The organism is Streptomyces sp. NPDC003042, from assembly GCF_053591315.1.
The window spans coordinates 17,844-40,479 of sequence record NZ_JBSFTP010000068.1; the positions used below are offsets into that span (position 1 = coordinate 17,844).

The window sequence follows — 22,636 nt, forward strand, 5'->3', positions numbered from 1 at the left end:
CTGTGCGGTCAGTGGCTGATTGGCGTTAACGATCAATCGCAACAGCTTGGAATCACTCCCCTGCGTATATTACCGTTCGATAACGCAGCGCGGTCGTCCCAGCCGTCGCAAGAGACGGCGCCGTGCGCGTGCGTGCCCATGAGGAGTGTGCCCAAGTGGCCTCCAACTCGCCTGCCCCCGAAGGCCTCGATGCCCAGGAGGCGCCCACGGCCGGAGCCTGGGGCGAGTGGAACCCCACCGAGGACTCCGCCCGGGCGGTCCGCGGCAAGCACCGCGTCCTCAGGCAGCGCGGCGGACTCGCCCGCAGCTCGACCGTGCTCGGCGTCGGCGTCATCGCGGCGGTCGGCGCCGGCGGCATCGCCACCGCGCAGGACCGGCCCCAGCTGGCCATATCGATGCCCTCCCTCCCCGACCTCATGGGCGGCGGCTCGGGACACACCACCGACGACGCGGGCGCCGAGAGCGGCGCCGGGACCACCGGCCAGGGCGGCGCCCGAACGGCGGGCATTCCCCGGCAGGCCGGCGCGCAGGAACAGGCCGACGCGGGAGAGGCGCTGCGCAGCCGCATCCTCCTGCAGGCCGAGGCCGAGCAGGACGCCGTCGAGGCCGCGGCCCAGACGGAGGCCGAGCGGATCGCCCGCGAAGCCGCCGCCCAGGAAGCCAGGACCCAGCGGGAAGCGGCCGACAAGGAGGCCGAGGCGGTTCGCGCGGCCGCCGAGAAGGCGGCAGCGGACAAGGTCGCCGCGGACAAGCTGGCGGCCGCCGAGGCCGAAGCCAAGGCCAAGGCGGAAGCCGCGGCCGTGACGGCGCCGGTCGCGAAGCCGGCGGGCGGATACTTCCTGCCGACCTCCGCCTACACGATCACCTCGCACTACGGCGTGGCCGGCTCCATGTGGTCCTCGGGCTACCACACGGGCCTCGACCTCGCGGCCCCGACCGGCACCCCGGTCAAGGCCGTGAGCGGCGGCAAGATCATCTCGGCGGGCTGGTCCGGCGCGTACGGCTACCGGATCGTGCTCCAGCTCGCCGACGGTACGGAGGTCTGGTACTGCCACCTGTCCTCGATGTCGGTGACCTCCGGCTCGGTGGCCGGGGGCGAGACCATCGGCCGGGTCGGCGCGACCGGCAACGTCACCGGCGCCCACCTGCACCTCGAAGTGCGCAAGGGCGGTTCGACCGTGGACCCGCTGGCATGGCTGAACTCGAAGGGGCTCAGCGTCTAGGAACCGGCCCGGGACAGCCCTTGGGGCGCCGAGTGGCTGAGGGGTGAGGGGATCGCCCGTCTGGGGGTCGGTACGGCGGTCGGCCCGGCCGCGGGGAGCGGCGTGGTCTCCCTGGTCTTCGCGCTCTCCGTCGGGACCCGGCGCCCGGCCAGGGGGTCGAACCACGGCGGCAGCAACTCCTCCATCACCGCCGCCCGGGCCAGGGCGGGCGCGGCCGTGGCCCGGCGCAGCCGGAGCCGGTGCAGCAACTCCCGCTCCCGCTCGGCGAAATCGGGCTCCCGGGCCGGGCCCGCCCGTCGGGCGCGCTGACGCAGCAGGGCCAGGGCGGCGGCGTCCGCCACGTACCGGGACACCGCGCGCGCCGCGGGGCGGCCACCCGTACTGCGGGCCAGTGCGCGCGCCAGAGAGCGGGCCGGCATCGATGCCAGGGCCGGCACTTCCGCCGGGCCGAGCCAGCCCGCGGAGGCGTACACCGCCAGCTCGGCGGCGACGGCCCGCAGCCGGTGACGCCGTATCCGCACGGCGAGCCACAGCAGCAGCGCGAACGCCGGGACCATCACGCAGCCGTAGACCACGTAGAACCCGTACTCCCCGAAGTGCGAAGAGCCGTTCCACAGCGCGTGCGCGCCCATGGCGAGGCCCAGACCCAGCAGCGGCAGGCCCGCCCTGTGCGCACGGCGGGTACTGAGCGCGGCCGCGCCGAAGCCGAGGCCGGTGAGCACGGTGAACAGCGGGTGCGCGAACGGCGACAGCACGACCCGTACGAAGAAGGTCGCCGCCGTCACGGAGTCCAGTACGCCGGTGCCGTTGGCCACGTCCTCGTAGAAGGCGTTGCCCAAGTAGAGGATGTTCTCGGTGAAGGCGAAGCCGATGGCGGTGAACCCGGCGAGCACGAACCCGTCGGCGGGCCCGGTGAAGTGCCGCCTTCGGAAGACGAAGACGAGGAGCAGCGCGGCCGCCTTGGCGCTCTCCTCCACGACCGGGGCGATCGCCACCGAGCCGAGCTGGTCGGCGTCGGAGGGGTCGGCTGTGGCTGCGGCTATCCACTGCGTGGCGAAGTTGTTGGCCAGTATCGCGATCAGCGCCGCGGTGCAGGCTCCCCAGCCGAAGCAGAACAGCGACTGCCGCCAGGGCCCGGGCGCGGCCCGGCCGAGCCACCGGAAGGCCGCCATGAGCGGCGGGACCGGCAGCAGGGCCAGGCCGAGGCCCACGAAGAAACCGGCGGTGCCGGTCTCCTCCCGCACGAGTTCGAGGATGGCGATCCCGGTGGCGGTGAGCAGGGCGACGAGCACGCACATGCGGGCCGTGCCCGACGGGCGTGCGAGCACACGGGAGAGCGCTCGGAACACATGATGACCCTAGCGAGTGGGTCGGACACTCGCAGTGACGTTGTCAGTTCTTGGTCGTATCGACGCGACGGAAGAGCAAGTCGTGTACGACGTGGCCCTTGTCGAGTCCCTGGCCCTCGAAGCGGGTGAGGGGACGGAAGTCGGGGCGGGGCGCGTACCCGCCGTCCGTCTGGGTGTTCTCGAAGGCGGGGTGCGCGGTGAGCACTTCGAGCATCTGCTCGGCGTACGGCTCCCAGTCGGTCGCGCAGTGCAGCACGGCCCCGGGCGCCAGCCGGGTGGCGGCCAGATCGAGGAACTCGGGCTGGATCAGCCGGCGCTTGTGGTGGCGGACCTTGGGCCACGGGTCCGGGAAGTACACGCGCAGCCCGGCGAGGGAGTCGGGCGCCAGCATCTCGCGGAGCAGGATGATCGCGTCGCCGTTGGCGACGCGGACGTTGCTCAGCCCGCCCCGCTCGGCGAGGGCGAGGAGGTTGCCCTGGCCGGGGGTGTGCACGTCGGCGGCGAGGATCCCGGTCTCCGGGTCGGCGGCGGCCATCTGGGCGGTGGCCTCGCCCATGCCGAAACCGATCTCGAGGACGACGGGGAGGCCGTCGAAGAGCTGCTTCAGGTCGATGACCTCGTGGCCGTCGATGTCCAGGCCCCAGGTGCCCCACAGGCGCTTCAGCGCCTCGCCCTGGCCGGTGGTGACGCGGCTGCGGCGCGGCTGGAAGCTGCGGATGCGGCGCTCGAAGTGGGAGCCGGCCGGGTCGGGCGTGGGGCCGTCGGGGAAGCGGGGCTCGGTGCGCCACTTGGGGGGCACGTACGAGGTCGCCTCCGGCGCGGTGTCCGGGAGGCTGGGCTGGGGATTCGGGGACTCAGACACAATGCCCTGATTCTACGACGGGAGCGCCTCGCCGTGGCCCTGGCCGACGGGGTGCGGGGAGCCGGTGCCGGCCCCGGCTTGGGGTCCCCGTCGGTCCCGCACCGTGGGGATCAGGCGGCGCGGAGGGTGTGGAGGGCGCGGGTGGCGATCTCGCGGCCGATCGGGAGGGATGCGGTCGCCGCCGGTGAGGGCGCGTTCAGGACGTGCACCGTGCGCGGCGCCTCCTGGATCAGGAAGTCGTCGACGAGGGTGCCGTCCCGCAGGACCGCCTGGGCGCGGACGCCCGCCGTGGCGGGGGTCAGGTCCGCGGGGGTGACGGCCGGCAGGAGGCGGCGTACCGCCTCGGTGAAGGCGTGCTTCGACAGGGACCGGTGGATCTCGCCGGCCCCGTACCGCCAGTGCCGGGCGGCCATCCGCCAGGAGCCCGGCCAGGCCAGTTCGGAGCCGATGTCGCGGGGGCGGACGGTGCCCCAGCCGTATCCTTCGCGCGCCAGGGCGGGGACGGCGTTCGGGCCGACGTGGACGCCGCCGCCGATGCCCCGGGTGAGGTGGACGCCGAGGAAGGGGAACGCCGGGTCGGGGACCGGGTAGACCAGGCCCCGGACCAGGCCGGGGCGTACGAGGTCGTAGTACTCGCCCCGGAACGGGATGATCCGCATCCCGGGGTCGTCGCCGGCCAGGCGGGCGATCCGGTCGCACTGGAGGCCGGCGCAGTTCACCAGGACCCGGGCCCTGACCACCAGGCCGGACGTCGTGCGCACCGCGACCGCCGAGGAGCGGCGGGAGATCAGGTCCACCTCGCCGCCGTAGACGATCTCCGCGCCCGAGGACTCCGCCAGCTGCTCGGCCACCTGCCCGTAGTCGACGATGCCCGTGGTGGCGACGTGGATCGCGGCGAGGCCCTGGATCTGCGGTTCGTACTCCGCGATCTGGGCCGGACCGAGCTCGCGCACCGGGATGCCGTTCTCCCGGCCGCGCTGGACCAGGGCGTGCAGGCGGGGCAGCTCGGCGCGCTCGGTGGCGACGATGAGCTTGCCGGTCACCTCGTGCGGAATGCCGTGTTCCGTGCAGAACTTGACCATCTCGGCGGCGCCGCGCACGGCGAAGCGCGCCTTGAGCGAGCCGGGGCGGTAGTAGATCCCGCTGTGGATCACTCCGCTGTTGCGGCCCGTCTGGTGGCGGGCGGGGCCGGCCTCCTTCTCCAGGACGATCACCCGCGTCCCGGGGGAGAGGCGCGAGAGGGCATGCGCTGTCGACAGGCCGACGATCCCGCCACCGATCACCAGCACGTCGCAGTCCACGCTGACACCTCCCACCCCTGCATACTGCACCCCGCCACTGACAGAGCGGCTACGCGGGTGTCACCAGCAGCGGCCGGGCCCGCTCGCGCAGCTCGGCGACGCGTGGTTCGTCCCCGTACGGTTCCAGCCGGTGCAGCAGGTCCCGTACGTACTCGTTCGTCCGCGCCGAGGAGATCCGGCCCGCGACCTCCACCGCCCGGGTGCCGGCCGCGCACGCCGCGTCGAGATTGCCCGACTCCAGCTCCGCGACCGCGCTCACCACCAGCCGCAGCCCGTGCGAGCGCACGTACTCCTCCGTCGGGCGCGACAGCGCCTGTTCGGTGAAGCGGCGGACCTGCCGGGGCAGTTTGAGGTCCCGGTAGCATTCCGCCGCATCCGCCGCGAAACGGTCGTACGAGTAGAAACCCAGCCAGGTCGGATCCGCGTCGCCGTCCCGGGAGCGCTCCAGCCAGCCCTCGGCCGCCCGCAGCGCGGCCCCGGCGGCCACCGGGTCGCCCGCCTTCGCGTGCGCCCGGGCCTCGACGAGGCGGAAGAAGCTCATGGTGCGGGCGGTGGCGAGGCCGCGGTTGCGTTCGACGGCGGCCTGGGCGAGGTCCACGCCCTCGTCAGGGAAGTCCCGGTAGGTCGCCTGGAGGGACATCGAGGCCAGGACGTACCCGCCGAGGGGTACGTCGGCCGCCGCGCGGGCCAGTCGTAACGCCTGGATGTAGTAGCGCTGGGCCGCCTCCTGCTGGCCGGTGTCGAAGGCCATCCAGCCGGCCAGCCGGGTCAGTTCGGCAGTCGCGCCGAAGAGCGCGCGGCCCACCTCGTCCGTGTACGAGCCGAGCAGCAGCGGCGCCGCGTCCACCCGCAGGCACTCGGGCACCATCGACGAACGCCAGTCCCCGCCCCCGTACTTGGAGTCCCAGCGGCGGGCGTCCTCGGCGGCCTCGCGCAGCTTCGTCACATCGCTGTGGCCCACGCGCTGCGCGGTGGCGTCGGAGAGGGCGGCGGGGGCCGAAGGCGGGGAGAGCGCGGGCGAGGTCGCGGGCGCGGTGCCGGGCGCGGTGGCGGGCGGGCTCGCGGACGCGGTTTCGGGGCCGGGCTGGGCGGGCACAACGCCCTGCGCGGGGGTTTCCGGCGCCTGCCGTGCCGGGGCGGGCTGTTGGTGCGGCGCGGCGTGCGGCGCGGCGTGGGGCGCGGTGTGCGGCGTGGCGGTTCGGGTCGCCGCGGTGTGCGGTGCGGTGCGTACGGCGCCCGGTTCGCGTGCCACCGAGCTGTCGGCAGGAGATATCAGCCAACGTGAGGCGGGCGTCGCGTACGCCGACACCGCGAAGGAACCGGCCAGCGACTGCCAGATGCCGCCACCGCCACGGCGCCCGGCCAGGTCCAGGCGGTAGAGGTCGGTCGCCGAGCGCACCGCCGCCCCGATGTCGCGCGGGAAGGCCAGGCCGACCTCGGGCGCGGGATCCGCGTCCGCCAGCCCGATCTCGTGCAGCGGCACCGGCCGCCCCAGCTTCGCCCCGATGGCGGCGGCGATCAGATGCGGGGCGGCGCCCTGCGGCACCATCCCCTTCGACACCCACCGGGCCACCGAAGTCTTGTCGTATCGCAGTGTCAAACCTCGCTGCGCGCCGAGGTCGTTGACCCGACGCGCCAGCCCGGCGTTGCTGATGCCCGCGAGGGCGAGGACGGCGCCGAGCTTCTCATTGGGCTCGCGGAGCTCCCTGGACATGCGCCACCCCTCGTCACACGCGGAACGCAGACGCCGCCGGGGCATAGGCGCCCGGCATTTCGTAAACCCAGCGTAGTTCCCCGCCTCCCAAGCGTTAAGGCCCCGACTTCCGTATGGCGAGATTGTTGTCCGTACGCACAGCCGGACCGGGCCTCGTGCCCGGGGCGCACGTATCAGACCGTGCTCCGGCCGTGTGGCCGTGCGCCCGGCCGTGCGCTCTGGCCGCTCTCGGGGCCCGGCGATTCGATGTGCGGTGCGTGGGTCGGCCCGCCGCGTCGATCGGGTGGGCCGGGGGATGCCGCTGCCTCAATCCCCGCGGGTGGCGGAACGGTCCGGGGGGTGGATGCCGCCTCCCGGGCCGCGCATCGCGCGGAGACCGGCACAGGCACTCAGTACGGCTGAAGAATGGCCGAAACCGACCTATGGGGCGGTGGGAACGGAACGCCAAATACCGTGTGCACGGGGCGTGTTCCTTTACATGTGCGCCCCCTAAGCCACTCTCGCACGCCCGTCTCGTGGCAGCATGGACCCTGAGCCACCCGGGGTCCCGCCGGCCGCGCCCTCAGCGCTGACCGTCTCGTCCGTGCCGTCCGTTGCCCCGGTCATGTGCCCACAGGCTGGGGAGGCGGCGGTGCGCTGGTTGGTCGGGTGGAGCAGTATCGCCGCGAGCTTCGGCACGGCCGGGCGCGTAGCGGGCCAAGGCGGCTCCGGCCAGGGCGTCTCCCGCTCCGGCGGCGTCTCGGGCCCGGCCGGCCACGTCGGCTCGCCCTCCCACCGGCCGTACGACGACCCCGCCGCCCACGGCCCGTACGGAGATCCGCCCCGCGGAGGCCTCGCGGACGCCGCGTACCCCGACGACCCCGCCGCCCAGAACGCCGAGCGCACCGTCCACCCCGTCGGCGCCCAACTCCTGTGGGGCGACCCCGACCCCCTCTGGGCCGTCGGCGACTGGCGCCCCGACGAGATCCGCACCGTCACCGCCGACCCCGCGGACCCCTTCACCCGGCTCGCCGTCCTCGGATGCTGCGGAGCCACCGACGCCGAGCTGAGACGCGCCCTCTACGCCGCCCGGGGCGGAGCCCTGCGCCACCTCACCGAGTGGTCCGGCAGCTACACCGCCGTCGTCCAGACCGGCCGCCGGATCACCGTCCTCGGCGACCTCGCCGGAGCCCGGCCCGTCTTCTACACCCCCTGGGCGGGCGGCACGGCGTACGCCACGGCCGCCCTCCCGCTCGCCGACCTCATCGAGGCGCAGCTCGACATCGGCCATCTCGCCGCTCTGCTGGCCTGCCCCGACAGCCCCGAGGCGCTGGGCGACGGCACACCGTACGTCGGCGTTCGGCGCATCCCGCCCGGCCACACCCTCATCCTGCGCGAGGGCTCCCGGGAGATCACCGGCTACGAACCGGTGGCCTCCCTCGCCGTGGCCCAGCCGGAGGCCGATCCGGAGCGCGCGGTGGAGGGCGTACGGGAAGCATTGGTGGACGCGGTGCGCGCCCGGCTCACGGCGCCCCGGCATGCTCCCGACACACTGATCCCCGACCCCGGCCCCGTGCCCGGAATGGGTCCCGCCGACCGGCGCGCCGCCCGGGGCGCCCCCGCGCCGGGCGTCGGCGCCGACCTCTCCGGCGGCAGCGCCTCCGCGACGCTGGCCCTGCTCGCCGCCGGGCTGCCGGGCGCGCCCGGCACGCTGCTCGGACGTGCCGGGGCCGGCACCGGATCGCGGCTGCTGGCGGTCACCTTCAACGACCTGGCCACCCCCGAGGGCCGCGAGGCCGAACTCGAACGCGCCCACGCCATCGCCGCCAACCCCCGCCTGCACCACGTCGTCGTCGCCGGCGCCGAGGAAGCCCTCCCGTACGCGGAACTCGACGGGCCGCTCACCGACGAACCCGGCCCCTCACTCGTCTTCGCCGCCCGCGAGCGGCGCCGGCTGGCGGCCGGCTCCGCGGACCATTTCACCGGTCACGGTGCACGCCAGGTCCTCGACGCGCACCCGGCCCGGATGGCCGACCTCCTGATGGACCGCCGTCGCCGCCACCTACTGCGCCCCGTGGCCGCCCTCGCCCGCTCGGCGTCGGCCTCCGGGGAATCCCTGCTCGTCCCGCTCACCGTGTACGCGGCAGCCCGCCGCCTCGCCCGTACGCCGTACCGTGCGGGCATCGAGGCGGCGGCCGCCCGGCTCCGGGACGGGCAGGTCACGGCGCAATGCGCGACCAGCCCCGTGGACGCCTCCCTCGCCGCCCTCACCTGGTCGCGGCCCGGGCCCGCGGCGGGATGGCTGACAGGCGAAGCCCTGGCGGAAGTATCGATCCGTCTCGGCGCCGCCGCCGGACGCCCCCCACTCTCACTGCGCCCGGGAGAAGCCCGCGCCCGCTCCGTACTGACCCGGCACGCGGCCGACCACCGGGTGTTCGAACAGGCCGTGGAGGTGCGCAGTCAGCGCCTGCACGCGCCGTTCCTCGACAACCAGGTCGTACGGGCCGCCCGCGCCCTGCCGGAATCGCTGCGCGTACAGCCCGGGGCCCGAGCCGCCATCCTGCGCAGCGTCCTCGCCTCCGCGGGAGTACGCGAACTCCCGCCGGGCTGGGGCGCCACGGCCCACACCCCGAACGAGACGGCCACCCGCCTGGGGCTGCGCGCCGCCCTCCAGGACCTCCTGTCCCTCTTCTCGGCGCCACTGCTCGCGGACGCGGGCCTCGTCGAAGCCCGCGTCGTCCAGCAGGCCCTGCTCGACGCGGCCGACGGCCGACCGGTGCCCCTGGACGGACTGGCGGAGCTCGTCTCGATGGAGCTGTGGCTCCGCCGCCTCCTGGCCCGCCGCGGCACCTGCTGGACGGGCACCTCCACCCCCCGCCGCCGCACGGGCCTCGACACACCGCTCGCCCGGATCAGCCCTGGCGGCCTTCCCCGCCCTGCTGCGCAGCAACTCACATCCCAGCGCGCGTCTGCGCCGGGCCCCATTTCCTGACGCGCCGCTCGCACGGCGCGGCGCGGATGCGCCTCCCCGGCTTCCCACCGCTGCGCCGAACTCCGTCCGTCGGGTGGTCGGGCGGGACGTCCGAGGCGCAGCGGCCCAGTCGGACGGTCGCGTTCGGGTCGGCGGCCTTGCGGTCGTCGTCGTCCACGTGACCCGGTCACCCCGTCGCCGCCCGGTGGCTCGGGGGCCGGGGGCCCGGCGCCGAATTTCTCCGTGGTGGCCGTTCGGTCCCCACCGCGTGGCGGCCAGGTCGGGCTGCTGGTTCGGCCGTGGCCGTCTGGGCGACCGGGCCTCGCCATCGCCGTCCGGTGGCCTGGCGTCGGATTACGTCCGTGCTGCGCGGCCGTCACGCCTCGGTCCGGCCGGACCGCCGGGTTCGGTCGTGGTCGTCCGCGCGGCTGGTCGGTCTCCGACGGCCACTTCCCGCCACTGCGGGGACGCGGCCAAGTTCGGCCGAAGCCGTACGGGCTTCCCTCAACCGCACGACGCCGCCGCACCCGGTCCACGTAACCGCCCGGCCAGGGCAGTGGGCCCGGCCGAAAATCCCCGGCGCCTCCCCCACAACCAAGGCAGTATGGCCCCAGTGCGGTACCTCATCCTCGGCGTCACCGAGGCGCGTGACGAGACCGGCGCCCCCCTTCCCATCGGCGGCGCCCGCCTGCGCGCGCTCCTGACCGCCCTCGCCCTCCGCGCCGGCGGCCCGGCCGCCGTACCCGTCCGGGACCTGATCGACGAGGTCTGGGGCGACACTCCGCCCCAGGACGCGCCCGCCGCCCTCCAGGCCCTCGTATACCGGCTCCGCCGCGCCCTCGGGGGTCCCCGCACCGTCCGGGCCGACCCCGCCGGCGGCTACCGCCTCGCCGCGGCCCGCGACGACGTCGACCTCCACCGCTTCTCCCGGCTGGCCGCCCACGGCGCGCAGCAGCTGGACGCCGACCCCGCCACCGCCGCCGGAACCCTCCGCGAGGCGCTCGCCCTCTGGCGCGGCCCCGCCCTCGCCGACCTCCCCGAGCCCGCCCGTACCTCCCACGCCGCCGCGCCGGAGGCCCGCCGCGGCGCCGCCCTGCGCGACCGGATCGAGGCGGACCTGCGCAGCGGCGGCTCCGTCCCCGCCGGCCTCCCCGCCGGCCTCCCCGCCGACCTCCTCCCCGAGATCGAGGCGCTGATCCACGAACGCCCGTACGACGAAACCCTGCGCGCTCAGCAGCTCCGCGCCCTCCGCGCCGCCGGCCGCCCCGCCGACGCCCTCGCCGCGTACGAGCGCACCCGCCAGGCCCTCGCCGACGGCCTCGGAACCGACCCCGGACCCGAACTCCGCGCCCTGCACGCCGAGCTCCTCCAGACTCCGCCGCGGCAGCCCCGGGGCAACCTCCGCACCCGCCTGACCTCCTTCGTCGGCCGCGAGCCCGAACTCGCCGCGCTCCACGCCGACCTGGCCCGCGCCCGCCTCGTCACCCTCACCGGCCCCGGCGGCTCCGGGAAGACCCGCCTCGCCGAGCACGCGGCAGCCGCCCATCCCGAACCGGCCTGGCTCGTCGAACTGGCCCGCCTCGACCACCCCGCCGCCGTCCCCGGCGCCGTCCTCAGCGCCCTCGGCCTGCGTGAGAACACCCTCGTCGCCCGGGAGAAGACCGCCGCCGACCCCACGGCCTTCCTCGTCGAACAGTGCGCGCACCGCCGCCTGCTCCTGGTCCTCGACAACTGCGAGCACGTCATCGGCGCCGCCGCCGAGCTCGCCGAACGCCTCCTGACCCACTGCCCCGGCCTGCGGATCCTCGCCACCAGCCGCGAACCCCTCGGCGTGCCGGGGGAGTTCCTGCGCCCGGTCGAGCCGCTGCCCGATCCCGTCGCGCTGCGGCTCCTGGCCGACCGGGGGGCCGCCGCCCGGCCCGGGTTCAGCGTCGCCGACGACCCGGCCGCGGCTGCCGAGATCTGCCGCCGTCTCGACGGGCTGCCGCTGGCGATCGAGCTGGCGGCGGCGCGGCTTCGGCTGCTGACCCCGCGCCAGATCGCGGACCGGCTCGACGACCGCTTCCGGCTCCTGACCAGCGGCGCCCGTACGCTGCTGCCGCGCCAGCAGACCCTGCGCGCGGTCGTCGACTGGTCCTGGGACCTCCTCGACGAGGACGAGCGCACCGTCCTGCGCCGGCTGTCCGTCTTCGCGGGCGGCTGCGACCTGGCCGCCGCCGAAGAGGTCTGCGCAAACGGAGCCGACGGAGCCGACGGAGTCGACGCAGGCGACGCGGCAGGCCCGGCAGGCCCGGCAGGTCCGGCAGGTCCGGCCGACCTCGACGTCGCCCACACCCTCGGCTCCCTCGTCGACAAATCCCTCGTCCTCGCCGAGCCGGACAGCGGATCCGGCATGCGCTACCGCATGCTCGAAACCATCCACGAGTACGCCGCCGAGCGCGCCGCCGCCCACCCGGCCGACGTCCGCGCCACCGCCCGCCGCCACGCCGCCCACTTCCTCGCCCTTGCCGAGCAGGCCGAGCCCCTGATCCGCTCCGCCGCCCAGCTCCCCTGGATCCGGCGCATCGAAACCGAACTCGACAACCTCCGCGCCGCCCTGCACACCGCCACCGTCACGGAGGCGGACACCGAGACCGCGCAGCGCCTCGTGTTCGCCCTCGGCTGGTTCTGGTGGCTGCGCAACTACCGTGGCGAGGGCGCCGAATGGACCGGCCGGATCCTCGCCGCCACCCCCGCCGACCCGCCCGAGGGTTCGCCCGCGTACTGGCGGTTCATGCGCCTCCAGGTCCTGCACATGTTCCTGCTCGCCGAGAGCAATACCGCCCAGCAGTTCCGCACCCCCGAGTACCGCGCCCTCGCCGCCCGCATCAAGGCGACGTTCCGCCACGGCTCCCCGGAGACCACCACGTTCCCCGGCATGCTCTGGCCCGCGACGGCCTTCCTCGCCGGTGACGCCCTCGACTTCCACACCGGCCTCGACGAATCGGTCGCCAACTGCCGCCGCCACGCCGGTGACTGGGAACTCGGCGTCACGCTCATGCTCCGCACCCACGTCGCCATCGACATCACCGGCGGCCTGCGCACCGTCGACGCCGACCTCGCCGAACTGCACGAGATAGCCCGCCGCGTCGGAGACCGCTGGACCCGCGCCCAGGTGGCGAGCGCCGCCGGAGAGGTCGCCCTCTCGCGCGGCCGGTACGCCGACGCCCGAGCCGAGTACGAGGAGTGCCTGCGCCTCGCCCGCGAGGTCGGCGCCCACGTCGAGACGCCCTTCGCCCTCACCCGCATCGCGGAGGCCGCCTACTGTGCCGGGGACTTCGAGGGCGCCGAAAAACTGCTGGCCGAGGCCGACGGCGAGGCCGACGGCGAGGCCGACCTCCATGGCGGGGTGTTCGACGTGAGCACCTTCGCCCGGCTCCTCTCCGCCCAGCTCGCCCTCCAGCGCGGCGACACCACCCGGGCCCGCACCGAGTGCGAGCGCGCCCGCGGCCAGGCCGAACGGACCACCGTGCCCGCACAGCTCACGGCCGGGCTGGACACCGTCGAAGCCGTCGTCACCGCCCGCGAAGACGGTCCGGCGGCCGGCCTGGCCAGGATCGGGCCGGCCCTCGCCACCGCCGTCGCCGCCCACTGCGCCGAACGCGTCCTGGCCGCCCTCGCCGAGACGGCGGCCCTGCTGCTGGCCGAGGCCGGTCGCCCGGCCGCGTCCGTACGGGTCCTCGCGGCGGCCACCGCCTGGCGCGCGGGCCATCCCCGCGCGGTCCCGGAGGAGTCCGCCCTGGACGGTCTCCCCGTGCGCACCCGCGCCCTGCTCGGCCCGGCCGCCCATGCCCAGGCGGAAGCCGACGGCCGACGCCTCACTGCGTCGGACGTCGTCACCGAGCTCAACGGCAGCTGATCACCGCGTCGGCCCAGCCGGCCAGCGTCGGCAGGTGCCCCTGCCCGACCTGTTCCACCACCAGCCGCAGCGTCCGGTGCCCGGCCAGCGACACCTGGACGGACGCCGGGGCGTCGTCGTACCCCAGCGTGTGGGACCGCCACAGCCGCTGCCCGTCGCCGTAGACGGAGAACCGCACCGTCCCGTCGGTCAGCAGCGACAGCCCGTCCACCCCGGCCCGCGCCGAGAAGGTGTCGCACTGCCGGTTGAGGGTGATCTCCACCGAGGAGCGGGAGTTGACGGTGATTCCCTGACCGAACCGCTGACCGCCGACCTTCAGTCCCCAGCGCTGCCACACCCAGCTGCTGCGCCAGGTCTCCACCTCCGGACCGGTGTGCTGCCCGTACGCCGAGTGCCCGAGCCGGGCCAGCTGGAACCCCTGCGGGGGCATCGGCGGGGGCTTCGGCCGCGTCGGCGACGGCTTCGGCGACGGGGTCACCGGGGCCTTGGAAGCCGGTGGCGCCGCCGACGAGCGCGAAGGTGCCTTCGCGCTCGTCGCCGGCGCGGAGACAGGCGTACTGCGCTTCGGCGGTACGACGCTCCGTGCCGCCGGTGACGGCGCCGGCGGCGGGCTCGACTCCGGCGCGGGCGGCGGGGCAGGCTGTGGCACCTTGGGCGCCACCGCGCTGGGCGCCGGCTTCGCCAGGGCCGGCGGCTCGGGCTCGTCCCCGGTCAGGGCGAACACGACCCCGGCGGCCGCTGCCACCGCGATTCCGGCGGCGATGGCCGCCTTGGCCGGCAGCCCGAGTCCCTCGGACACCGCCGCACCCCCGGCACCCGCACCCCCGGCGCTCCCGCCTCCACCGGCAGCCCCGGCACCGGCAGCCCCGGCACCCGCGGCTCCGGTACTCGCGGTTCCAGCACCCGCCGCGCCAGCACCCGCCGAGGACCCGCCCGCCGCCGCGGCGGCAGCTCCGGCTCCACCCGCGGCGACGGCACCACCGGCCACCACGCCCGCCGCCTTGGCCGCGTACCCGGCGGCGAACCACCCGATGACCGCGACCGGCAGCAGCGCGGGAATCCCCGCGTTGACGTCCTTGAGTTCCCCGGCGGCCAGCCGGCACTTGGCGCACTCCTCCAAGTGCTTGCGCAGCCCCCGCTCCGCCCGCATCCGCAGCCCGCCCCGGGCGTACGCGCCCAGCCGGTCCGCGTACCGCGCGCAGTCGCCGCCCTCACTCAGCGCGGAACTCACATGCGCCTGGAGGTAGGCCTGCTTGAGGCCCTCCCGGGCCCGGCTGGCCAGTACGGCCGTCGCGTTGGCGCTCAGCCCGAACAGCGGGGCGATCGCACTCGGCGAGGACTCCTCGACCGTGGTGTGCCACAGCACGGCCTGCCACCGCTCCGGAAGACTCCGGAAGGCCTGCATCGCCAGCGACCGCTCGGCCTCGTGCATCGCCCGGACATCCGCGCCCAGCTCCAGGGTGTCGTCCCCGGACAGCCCGCCCACGAGCCCGCCGGTGCTCTCCGTACCCGTGGCCGCCTGCTCCGCGAAGAGGGCGAAGTCCTCGACGAGATGCTCCCGCTTGGCGGTCTTGGTCCAGGCCGCGGCGACCCGCCGCACGGTGGTCAGCAGGTAGGCCCGCACCGACTGGTCCGGCCCCGCACCACCCCGCACCGCCTGCAGCGTCCGCGCGAACACCTCGGCGGTCAGGTCGTCGGCGGTGTGCGCGTCACGGCAGCAGGTGCGCGCGTAGCGCCGTACGGCATCGGAGTGGCGGCGGAACAACTCCTCGTACGCGCCGTCGTCCCCGCCGCGCATCCGGGCGACCAAGTCACCGTCGGACGGCGGCAGGTCGGCGGCGGCCGCCCCCGACGCGGCATGGCGCCCCCCGGCTTCGCGCTGGGCCGGGACCTGCCGGGCGGGCAGGCTGCCCGCACCGACGTCCCCACCGGCGCCACCGGAAGACTCGTCCCGTCCGTCAACGCTCATCGCGGAAGCCCCCGCACGACACACTCAGCCGGTACACCGATCCAGCGTGTCACACGGCGGAGGCGCCCCGGCACCCTCCGCACACCATCCACCCGTCCGGGCACAGTCCGGCGAATCGCCGGACTGCTCCTCACCCGTTCGAGCGACCGGCCGTTCGAGGGAACCGGTTGACCACCCACCCCCGCGCCCGAGGTCACACCGCCCGGGACCGCAGCCCTTCGAGCAGGATGTCCAGCAGCCGCGTCGAGGCCGCGGCCTGCTGCGCCGGATCCGGCAGCGCCGGCGCGGCGGTGGCTATCACCAGCAGCACATCGGCCACCGTGACATCGGCCCGCAGCTCACCGGCCTCCCGGGCCCGGTCCACCAGCCGGCCGACGACCTCCAGCAGCGCACCCACGCCCGAGTCCTCCGACGGTTCGTCCTCGACGGAGGTCCGCGCGCCCACGACACGCAGGTCCGGCGCACCCCCGACCGGGGCCGTACCGCCCCCGACCGCCTGGCGCTGGTGCGGGACACGCGCCGCCGCGGCCTCCTCGGCCGCGTCCTCCTCGGCCGCGCCGACCCGCAGCACCTGCGGCGGCAGCAGCCGCCCGGCCCCGGAGGCCACGGAGGTGCGCAGGAAGCGTGACAGCGCCTGCCACGCCTCCTCCTCCTGACCCAGCGCGGACTGGGCCTGCTCGGTCAGCCGAGCGGTCTCCTCCTCCGCTATCCGCCGTACGAGGACGTCCTTGCTCGGGAACCGCCGGTAGACGGTGCCGACGCCGACGCGGGCGCGCCGCGCCACGTCCTCCATCGGGGCCCCGTAGCCCAGCTCGCCGAAGACCTCGCGAGCCGCACGCAGGACGTGTTCGAGATTGCGCTGTGCGTCGACGCGCAGTGGCGTGGAACGGCCCACCCCGTGGGTCGTGGCGCCCGTCATCACGCGTGCACCGCTCTCGGCAGACAGAGCGGTAGCAGAACCCTGGAAATCGGAAATATGCATATGTTTCCCCCGGTAATCATCTGTCTCCCCCCGGAGACAGTCCCCGCCTTCGTGTCGAGGGGGGCCACGGTCATGTGGGCCCTGGTCCTACTCCTCGACGAGTTACGAACATAGTTGAGCCAGAGTCAATTCAGAAGAGGCAGCCCCGCGCGGAGCGCCGCCCGATCGGAGCATTCACCCCCACTTTTCCGTCGGAAGCCTCCGGAATCACCCCTTCCGCACCACCTGACCTGCGGACTTCTGCTCCCATCCGGACCCCTCGGCAGGCCTCTCCCGGCACCACCACCGGTCACACAATTTGACGGGGCTGTGGACAAACTCCCAGCCACGTTGCGTCATGGGACGGTGAAGGCTGCTAACTCCCGGGGCGACGCCCCCGGTACCCCGCCCCGAACGCGCATCCTCGTCGTCGGCGGCGGATACGTCGGCATGTACACGGCCCTGGGGCTCCAGCGAAAGCTGAGATCCGGCGAAGCCGAGGTCACGGTGGTCACACCCGAGCCCTACATGACGTATCAGCCCTTCCTCCCCGAAGCCGCCGCCGGCTCGATCTCGCCCCGCCACGTCGTGGTCCCGCTCCGCCGTGTCCTCGACCGCTGCCGCATCGTCATCGGCGAGGCCAAGCGCATCGACCACGCCAAACGGACCGCGACCGTCACCACCCTCGCCACCGCCGAGGAGGGCACCGGCGACATCCAGATCGAATACGACGAACTCGTCCTCGCCCCCGGCTCGATCTCCCGCACCCTGCCCATCCCGGGACTCGCCGACTACGGCATCGGATTCAAGACCGTGGAAGAGGCCATCGGCCTGCGCAACCACGTCATCGAACAGATGGACATCGCCTCCTCCACCCGTGACCCCGCGATCCGCGACGCCGCCCTCACCTTCGTCTTCGTCGGCGGCGGATACGCGGGGGTCGAGGCCCTCGGCGAACTGGAGGACATGGCCCGCTACGCGGCCCGGTACTACCACAACGTCAAACCCGAGGACATGAAATGGGTACTGGTCGAGGCCAGCAACCGGATCCTCCCCGAGGTCGGCCCCGCAATGGGCACCTACACCGTCCGTGAACTGCGCCGCCGCAATATCGACGTACGCATGGAGACCCGCCTCGAATCCTGCGAGAACCGCGTCGCCGTCCTCAGCGACGGCTCCCGCTTCCCCACCCGCACCGTCGTGTGGACCGCCGGCGTCAAACCCCACCCGATCCTCGCCGCCAGCGACCTCCCCAAGAACGAGCGCGGGCGCCTGCGCTGCACCTCCTTCCTCACCGTCGAAGGCGTCGAACACGCCTGGGCCGCGGGCGACGCCGCCGCCGTCCCCGACATCACCGCCGAGCCCGTAGAACCCTCCGAACCCGCCACGGCCGACGACGGCACCCCCGCGAAGCCGCGCCACCCCGAATGCGCCCCCAACGCGCAGCACGCCGTCCGCCAGGCCCGACGCCTCGCCGACAACCTCGTCGCCTCCCTGCGCGACGAGGTCCTCACCGAGTACGCCCACAAGTACGCCGGCTCCGTCGCCTCCCTCGGCCTCCACAAAGGCGTCGCCCACGTCTACGGCCGCAAGCTCAAGGGCTACCCCGCCTGGTTCATGCACCGCGCCTACCACCTCAGCCGCGTCCCCACCTTCAACCGCAAGATGCGCGTCCTCGCCGAATGGACCCTCTCGGGCCTCTTCAAGCGCGAGATCGTCTCCCTGGGCTCCCTCGAGCACCCCAGGGCGGAATTCGAACTCGCCGCAGGTGGACGCCCGAAGGACCCCACACCGCGCCCCGCCCCCAACCCCCCGCAGGACAGCCAGAGCTGACGTTGTCAGTGCGGTCGGCCACACTGGACGTGTGACCATAGGTGGGCTCACACCTGCGCAGAGTGACCCCGTACGGAGTGACTTGTACGGATTGACCTGCACGTGCGTGGACCTGTACCGAGTGACACCGTCCAGCGACCGACCACGAGCGACACAGCGACCACTTGCGACACCACGAGGCTTGAACGCAGTGAACTTCACGCGCTGGAGCGCCCGGTTTCCCGGAACGCAGCGCCGCGCCGCCGCCCGGAACGAACACGCCGCCACCCAGGCCAAACGGGGTGAAGGCTCCGTCCCGGCAGCCCGCGGCGCCGCCGCCCACCCCGTCACGCCACCGGACGGCAGCCCCGCCGACGCCACCGTCCGCGGCACCGGTACGGCGCCCCTCGCCGCCGTGCCCGCCCTCGACGAGCTCTCCGCACGGGAGGTCCTCGGCCTGCTCCCGGCCCTCGTCGCCCTCGTCCACGGCCCCGAGCACCGCGTCGCCTACGTCAACGACGCCTACACCGCCGGCTTCGGCGCCCGCACCACCGGCGCCCCCGCGCACGTCGCCCTCCCCGAACTCGGCGACCTCGGCCTCCTCCCGCTCCTCGACCAGGTCCAGCGCAGCGGCAAGCCCCGTACGGCCAAGAACCGCACCGCCCCCGGCGGCGGCAGCTCGTACACCGTCACCTGCACCCCCGTCGAGTTCCCCAAGACCGCCACCGACGGCGAACCGGAGCACCACGACACCGGGATCCTGGTCCACCTCGCCGACGTCACCGACCACGCCGAGGCCGTCGACCGGCTGCGCGCCAGCGAGCGCCGCCAGCGCGAGGCCGCCGTCACCCTCCAGCGCTCCCTCCTGCCGCAGGAACTGGAGCAGCCCGACGACCTCCGCGTCGCCGCCACCTACCAGCCCGGCGGCACCGAGGCGGCCGTCGGCGGCGACTGGTACGACGTCATCACCCTCGGCGCCGGCCGCACGGCCCTCGTCATCGGCGACGTCATGGGCCGCGGGGTCCGCGCCGCCGCCGTCATGGGCCAGCTGCGCACGGCCGTCCGCGCGTACGCCCGCCTCGACCTGCCCCCGCACGAGGTGCTCCAGCTCCTCGACGGCCTCGCCGCCGAGATCGACGCCAGCCAGATCGCCACCTGCGTCTACGCCGTCCACGACCCCAACGAGGGCCTGCTCGCGTACGCCTCCGCCGGCCACCTCCCGATCCTGGTCCGCGACGAGGACGGCACGGTGCGCCGCGCCGCCGACCCGACCGGTCCGCCCCTGGGCACCGGAGGCTGGCTGCACACCTCGGGCACCATCGCCCTCGGCCCCGGCTCCACCGCCGTCCTCTACACCGACGGCCTGGTCGAACGCCGCGGCGAGGACATCGACGAAGGCGTGGCCGCCCTCGAACGCGCCCTCGCCGGCGCCCAAGGCACCCCCGCGATCATCTGCGACCGCCTGATGCGCGCGCTCGGCGTTGACGCCGACCACGACGACGACGTCGCCGTGATGGTCCTCCAGCAGCCCGCCCGCACCGGCGCCGACGCCGAGCTCTTCCACAACGCCGCCCTGGAACTCCTCGGCGGCATCGAGGCCGCCCCGCGCGCCCGCGCCTTCGCCCAGGGCGTCCTCACCTCCTGGCGCTTCCCGGTGGAACTGTGCGACCTCGGCGTCCTCGCGGCCAGCGAGCTCGTCGCGAACTCCCTCCAGCACGGCACCCCGCCCATGCGCCTGCGGCTGCGCCGCACCGACCGCCGGCTGATCGTCGAGGTCACCGACGGCGACGACCACCTCCCGCGCCGCCGCCGCGCCGAACCGGCCGACGAGACCGGCCGCGGCATCTCGATCGTCGCCACCATCGCCTCGTCCTGGGGCACCCGCCGCACCCCGGGCGGCGGCAAGGCCGTCTGGTGCGAGTTCGCCCTGCCGGACAGATGACGGCACGCGAAAGGCCCCGATCCACCGGACCGGGGCCTTCGCGTTCTCCTCGCACCTTCTCCTACGCGGCGACGGGCTCCGCGACCTGGACCGCCACGGCGGGCGCGGGCGTCGGCGTGGGCGCGGCCTTGGCCAGCGAGGGGTTGTCCTGCACCGGGCTCAGCTGTTTGCCGAGCCGCAGCGCCAGCCAGGCGATCCCGAGCGACACGACCACGAAGATCCCGATGTAGAGCATCGGCACCCCGGCACCCAGCGGCACTCCGAGCGGCCCGAGCGCCAGCGCCATCTGCTTGACCAGCGCGAAGGCCGAGTTGTACTGCCCGACCGAGCCCTCCGGCGCCAGATCGGCGACGAGCGGCGCCAGCGTCGGCGACAGCATGGCCTCGCCGATCCCGAAGAGCGCGTACGTGGTGATGAACGCGGCGGCGGCCATCATCGCGCTGCCGTGCCCCAGCCCCGAGAACCCGGCGATGACCCATGCCACGGTCCAGATCAGGCCGACCAGCGCGATCACGCGGGACCGCCGGCGCTTCTCGACGAGCCGCAGGACCACGAACTGGGCGATCACGATCGCGCCGGTGTTGGCGGCGAGCGCGAACCCGAGGGTGGAGGGAGAGATCCCGGCGGCCTCGGTACCGAAGGCGGCGAGCCCCGACTCGAACTGTCCGTAACAGGCGAAGAAGAGCACGAAGCCCATCACGCACAGCTGCACCATGGCCTTGTGCCGGAGCAACCGCTTCCAGCCGCTGCCGCCCGCCCGGGACGGATCCTTGGGCATGGCGTCCTTGATGCTCGGCACGTGCGGCATCCGCACGGAGGCGATGATCCCCGCCAGCACCAGGAACATCACGGCCTCGATGCCGAACAGCAGGGTGAAGCTGCCGGGCCGGTTCTCGTCGACGATCTGCCCGCCGATGAGACCGCCGATGCCCAGGCCCAGGTTCTGCATGAAGAACTGCATGGCGAAGGAACGCGTACGGGTCGACGGCGTCGAGCACCACACGATCATCGTGGCGAGGGCCGGCTGCATGACGGCCTGCCCGGCGCCGAGCGCCAGGGCGGACAGCAGGATCGGCACGATGCCGGTGGAGAGCCCGAGCGCGAGCGCACCGACCGAGGCGGCGACGGCGGCACCCATGACCACGGGGACGGGCCCTCGCCGGTCGATGACCCGACCGGTGAAGGGCAGCGCGACGAGAGCGCCCAGGGCGAACGCCACGAACGCACTCGTGGCGGCCATGGAGCCCAGACCTCGCACCTGCGCCACGTAGATGTAGAGGAACGGAACCGTGAAACCGATGCCGAACGCGGTCAGCGCGTTCCCGGCCTGGATCCGCCGCATCGCAGCGCCCATCACCTTGGTCACTTCTCACCTGCCTTTGAGAGCTGAAGTCTGAAGACTTCATACCTAAACTTCGAGCCTTAACACTACACACCGAAGGAGTTAGACGCCAATGGGTTCGTGCGATACTTCGGCGCATGGCTGACACCCCCGACAGCGCCGCGCCCGTCCACGAGCCGAGCCTCGACGAGCAGATCGCCGTCTACCAGCGCGAATTCCAGGACCTCGACCCCCAGGTCGAGAAGGTGGTCTCGGCCCTGAGCCGGCTGAACCGCCGGATGAACGTCGCCTACGGGCGCCAGACCGCGGCCCTGGGCATCAGCAACGCGGAGTGGGAGGTCCTCAAGGCCCTTGTCATCTCCGGAGCCCCCTACCGAATGGGCCCGAGCGAGCTCGCGAAGCAGCTGGGCCTGACGCCGGCGGCCATGACCCACCGGATCGACCGCATGACGGCGGAAGGTCTGGTTACGCGCGAGCGGGACGAGTCCAACCGGGTCCGCGTGATCGTGGAGCTCACGGACGAGGGCCGCAGCAAGTGGCTCGACGCGATGCGCGCGGCGACGGTCTTCGAGGAGGACCTCCTCCAGGACCTCTCCACCGCGGAACGCGGAGTACTGGGGGACATGCTCACGCGGCTCCTGGACCGCGTCGAGGACCTCCAACCCCGGAGCTGACCTCCCGAGTTGACACAGGCTCGGTGAGTCCGTAAGGTTCTTCGAGTTGCCCCAGAGCCGAAAGGTTTTGACGACAACGAATCCCGCCGCCTTGTAGCGGCACCCAACTCAGCACGCTCCCACTGGGAACGAATTCGGCATGTCCGGATTCATTTCCGAAGGCCGATTATCGATCGGCTGGGAGATCCGCTAGAGTTCGGGAGTCGGAAGGGCCCAACAGCCCGGAAGACGCAGTAACAACTCCCGCTTTGCGGGAAGCCGCTGACTGGCAGTCAGGCCCGAAAGAGTCTGATAGAGTCGGAAACGCAAGAACAGAACAGAACGAAAGCCCGGAGGAAAACCCGCGAGGGTGAGTACAAAGGAAGCGTCCGTTCCTTGAGAACTCAACAGCGTGCCAAAAATCAACGCCAGAAGTTGATACCCCGTCCATTTCGGTGGATGAGGTTCCTTTGAAAAAGACCTGTGAGGCCCCGTTTCGGGGTGCTTGCAGGCAATTACACAGCGAGGACGTTGTGGACGATCGGTCTTATTCCGACCTGATTGTCCCGCTCTAAGTGATGTGTGCACCCGATTACGGGTAAACATTCATGGAGAGTTTGATCCTGGCTCAGGACGAACGCTGGCGGCGTGCTTAACACA

General features: G+C 73.6%; 13 protein-coding genes. 6 read left to right on the top strand and 7 right to left on the bottom strand.

All coding sequences use genetic code 11. The features are described from left to right. Positions 1 to 155 precede the first annotated feature (155 nt). The gene (locus ACWDYJ_RS27450) at positions 156 to 1,223 is read left to right on the top strand and encodes a M23 family metallopeptidase (protein WP_451568267.1); all 1,068 of its coding nucleotides are present in this window, start codon (positions 156 to 158) and stop codon (positions 1,221 to 1,223) included. On the opposite strand, the gene ACWDYJ_RS27455 is transcribed toward ACWDYJ_RS27450, so the two are convergent. The 4 genes from ACWDYJ_RS27455 to ACWDYJ_RS27470 all read right to left on the bottom strand — a co-directional run bounded on the left by ACWDYJ_RS27455 (position 1,220) and on the right by ACWDYJ_RS27470 (position 6,449). After that, positions 1,220 to 2,521, bottom strand: a complete 1,302-nt coding sequence (locus tag ACWDYJ_RS27455) for a PrsW family intramembrane metalloprotease (protein WP_451568276.1) — start codon at positions 2,519 to 2,521, stop codon at positions 1,220 to 1,222. The genes ACWDYJ_RS27450 and ACWDYJ_RS27455 overlap by 4 nt on opposite strands. A gap of 94 nt (positions 2,522 to 2,615) precedes the next feature. Next, entirely contained in the window at positions 2,616 to 3,434 is an 819-nt protein-coding gene (gene trmB, locus ACWDYJ_RS27460) for a tRNA (guanosine(46)-N7)-methyltransferase TrmB (protein ID WP_451568268.1), read from the bottom strand. Positions 3,435 to 3,544: 110 nt separating this feature from the next. Beyond that, a complete protein-coding gene (gene lhgO, locus ACWDYJ_RS27465; protein WP_451568269.1) occupies positions 3,545 to 4,765 on the bottom strand; it encodes an L-2-hydroxyglutarate oxidase in 1,221 nt (406 codons plus the stop codon). 19 nt (positions 4,766 to 4,784) lie between these two features. Then, on the bottom strand, positions 4,785 to 6,449 hold the full coding sequence (locus ACWDYJ_RS27470) for a sporulation protein (RefSeq protein WP_451568270.1): 1,665 nt from the start codon (positions 6,447 to 6,449) through the stop codon (positions 4,785 to 4,787). A 631-nt stretch (positions 6,450 to 7,080) separates the two neighbouring features. Between ACWDYJ_RS27470 and ACWDYJ_RS27475 the strand changes: the two genes are divergently transcribed. Together ACWDYJ_RS27475 and ACWDYJ_RS27480 are read left to right on the top strand one after the other, a co-directional pair. Next, complete coding sequence (locus ACWDYJ_RS27475) at positions 7,081 to 9,420, top strand: asparagine synthase-related protein (protein WP_451568271.1); 2,340 nt, start codon at positions 7,081 to 7,083, stop codon at positions 9,418 to 9,420. Positions 9,421 to 10,012: 592 nt separating this feature from the next. Beyond that, the gene (locus ACWDYJ_RS27480) at positions 10,013 to 13,297 is read left to right on the top strand and encodes a BTAD domain-containing putative transcriptional regulator (RefSeq protein WP_451568272.1); all 3,285 of its coding nucleotides are present in this window, start codon (positions 10,013 to 10,015) and stop codon (positions 13,295 to 13,297) included. Here ACWDYJ_RS27480 and ACWDYJ_RS27485 read toward each other — a convergent pair. Both ACWDYJ_RS27485 and ACWDYJ_RS27490 read right to left on the bottom strand, forming a co-directional pair. Next, positions 13,284 to 15,266, bottom strand: coding sequence for a sigma-70 family RNA polymerase sigma factor (locus ACWDYJ_RS27485; RefSeq protein WP_451568273.1), 1,983 nt, complete (start codon positions 15,264 to 15,266; stop codon positions 13,284 to 13,286). The two genes, ACWDYJ_RS27480 and ACWDYJ_RS27485, sit on opposite strands and share 14 nt — an antisense overlap. A 193-nt stretch (positions 15,267 to 15,459) precedes the next feature. After that, a complete protein-coding gene (locus tag ACWDYJ_RS27490) occupies positions 15,460 to 16,248 on the bottom strand; it encodes a TetR/AcrR family transcriptional regulator (RefSeq protein ID WP_451568274.1) in 789 nt (262 codons plus the stop codon). Positions 16,249 to 16,677: 429 nt separating this feature from the next. On the opposite strand from ACWDYJ_RS27490, the gene ACWDYJ_RS27495 reads away from it, so the two are divergent. Both ACWDYJ_RS27495 and ACWDYJ_RS27500 read left to right on the top strand, forming a co-directional pair. Beyond that, positions 16,678 to 18,060, top strand: coding sequence for an NAD(P)/FAD-dependent oxidoreductase (locus tag ACWDYJ_RS27495; protein WP_451568277.1), 1,383 nt, complete (start codon positions 16,678 to 16,680; stop codon positions 18,058 to 18,060). Positions 18,061 to 18,250: 190 nt separating this feature from the next. After that, positions 18,251 to 19,981: an ATP-binding SpoIIE family protein phosphatase gene (locus ACWDYJ_RS27500; protein ID WP_451568278.1), complete on the top strand. Its 1,731-nt coding sequence runs from the start codon at positions 18,251 to 18,253 to the stop codon at positions 19,979 to 19,981. A gap of 61 nt (positions 19,982 to 20,042) precedes the next feature. Here ACWDYJ_RS27500 and ACWDYJ_RS27505 read toward each other — a convergent pair whose 3' ends face one another. Continuing rightward, positions 20,043 to 21,335: an MFS transporter gene (locus tag ACWDYJ_RS27505; protein ID WP_451568279.1), complete on the bottom strand. Its 1,293-nt coding sequence runs from the start codon at positions 21,333 to 21,335 to the stop codon at positions 20,043 to 20,045. Between the two features lie 125 nt (positions 21,336 to 21,460). Between ACWDYJ_RS27505 and ACWDYJ_RS27510 the strand changes: the two genes are divergently transcribed. After that, the gene (locus tag ACWDYJ_RS27510; RefSeq protein ID WP_451568275.1) at positions 21,461 to 21,997 is read left to right on the top strand and encodes a MarR family winged helix-turn-helix transcriptional regulator; all 537 of its coding nucleotides are present in this window, start codon (positions 21,461 to 21,463) and stop codon (positions 21,995 to 21,997) included. The last annotated feature ends 639 nt before the right edge of the window (positions 21,998 to 22,636 follow it).

Excerpts from the sequence above, each read along its gene's own strand:
- ACWDYJ_RS27455 (WP_451568276.1), bottom strand. The coding sequence starts at position 2,521 with ATGTGCGTGCTCGTCGCCCTGCTCACCGCCACCGGGATCGCCATCCTC.
- ACWDYJ_RS27470 (WP_451568270.1), bottom strand. The coding sequence starts at position 6,449 with ATGTCCAGGGAGCTCCGCGAGCCCAATGAGAAGCTCGGCGCCGTCCTC.
- ACWDYJ_RS27485 (WP_451568273.1), bottom strand. The coding sequence starts at position 15,266 with ATGAGCGTTGACGGACGGGACGAGTCTTCCGGTGGCGCCGGTGGGGAC.
- ACWDYJ_RS27490 (WP_451568274.1), bottom strand. The coding sequence starts at position 16,248 with ATGCATATTTCCGATTTCCAGGGTTCTGCTACCGCTCTGTCTGCCGAG.
- ACWDYJ_RS27495 (WP_451568277.1), top strand. The coding sequence starts at position 16,678 with ATGTACACGGCCCTGGGGCTCCAGCGAAAGCTGAGATCCGGCGAAGCC.
- ACWDYJ_RS27505 (WP_451568279.1), bottom strand. The coding sequence starts at position 21,335 with ATGGGCGCTGCGATGCGGCGGATCCAGGCCGGGAACGCGCTGACCGCG.
- ACWDYJ_RS27510 (WP_451568275.1), top strand. The coding sequence starts at position 21,461 with ATGGCTGACACCCCCGACAGCGCCGCGCCCGTCCACGAGCCGAGCCTC.